This is a genomic window from Scandinavium sp. (assembly GCF_036271055.1).
In the GTDB taxonomy this organism is placed as follows: domain Bacteria; phylum Pseudomonadota; class Gammaproteobacteria; order Enterobacterales; family Enterobacteriaceae; genus Scandinavium.
In genome coordinates, this window is record NZ_DATBBJ010000077.1 from 1 (window position 1) to 1,503 (window position 1,503).

Below are 1,503 nucleotides of genomic sequence, written 5' to 3' on the forward strand. Positions count from 1 at the left end.
TTGATTGCATGACAGCGTCGGCTCCCGCAGCCTGACTACACTGTTTGCTGCTAAACGACCATGAAGCTCGGAGAAGGAGCCGAGCATGATGATTATAGGGTGTGACTTTCATCCTGGTTTCCAGCAGATCGCGTATTTGGAGCAGGAAACGGGTGAGTACGGGGAACGCCGATTGGGCCATCGGGGAGAGGCGTTAGCGTTTTACCGCTCCTTGGCAGACAGAGCTGTGCGCATCGGAGTGGAAGCAACGGGGAACGATCGTTGGTTCCGCATATTGATTGGCGAACTTGGTCACGAATTTCTTGTGGGGGACGCCAGCGCGATTCATGCTTCGGCTCCGCGCGAGCAGCGGACGGACAAGCGAGACGCCCGTCACATTCTGCGATTGCTGGTAGAGAACCGGTTTCCCGCCGTATGGCAGCCGTCGGTGGCCAACGAGGAACAGCGGCAGTTGCTTTTACATCGCTGCAGACTGGTACGGATGCGAGCGCGAATCAAGAACCAGTTGGATGCGATCGCTAAGAACGAGGGGTTGACCGGTTCTCGGACCTGGTCGGCGAAGCGCCGGCAGGTGATCGAGGACTTGCCGCTTGCGGGTTGGTATGCCAATCGGCGAGCAGATCTTCTGGGACTGCTGGATGCGCTGGACACGCGGATAGAGCCATTGGACGCGGCGGTGCTGGCGGCGGCCGAGCAGAATGCCGAAGCGCAGCTGTTGATGACGCATCCGGGCGTGGGTCCGGTAGTGTCGTTGGCGTACGTGCTGATCATAGGGGATTGGAGGCGGTTCCCCCGCGGCAAACAGGTGGGGAGCTATCTCGGGCTGATTCCAGCTGAGGCGTCCAGTGGCAAGCATCAGCAGCAAATGGGACACGTTACCAAGCAAGGCAATACGCTGCTGCGCTGGTTGTTGGTGGAAGCTGCCATCAAGGCACAAAGCAAGGATCCGAACTGGCACCGGCAGTATCTGCGCTTGTCGATGAACAAGCATCACGGCGTGGCCAAAGTGGCCATCGCCCACAAACTTGCGGTTCGTTTGTATTGGATGTTGCGCTCCGGGCAGAACTACACACAGGTCATGGAGCGTGGTTCGCATGCGGGGCAGTCCGTACAGCCCAATGGCTGCGGCTTGAAGCCGAGTCTTTGATTGGACACCCCGCCTCTCTCGCCTGGCGAGAGAGTTTGAACAAGTAATCATGGAGCTTTATCGGGCCGAATACATGGTTGGTGGAACCTGAACGGTTGCCATCGAAAGTGATTCATCAACGTGCGAGCTCGGGTCGTTTAGCCATGCAAGACGGTTTTCTGATATGGAACGAAACTCAGAAAAAACATCTGAGCTTCGTTCCCGGGTTGATTGTCGCAGTGGCCGGAACGGGGTCAAGGGTCAAGATGAACGCCAAAGAGCGGCGCCCTTGACCCCGTCCCGACCACCCCGGAATTTTCTGCGCCCAATTCAGGGCTCAAGGCCTTGACAGAAGCTGAGGCTGTCATACATGGGCT

1 protein-coding gene is annotated in these 1,503 nt (G+C 57.8%); it reads left to right on the top strand.

Annotated elements, in window-relative coordinates:
• Positions 1 to 85: 85 nt before the first annotated feature.
• Entirely contained in the window at positions 86 to 1,147 is a 1,062-nt protein-coding gene (locus VH187_RS16615; RefSeq protein WP_329702569.1) for an IS110 family RNA-guided transposase, read from the top strand.
• Positions 1,148 to 1,503: the final 356 nt, after the last annotated feature.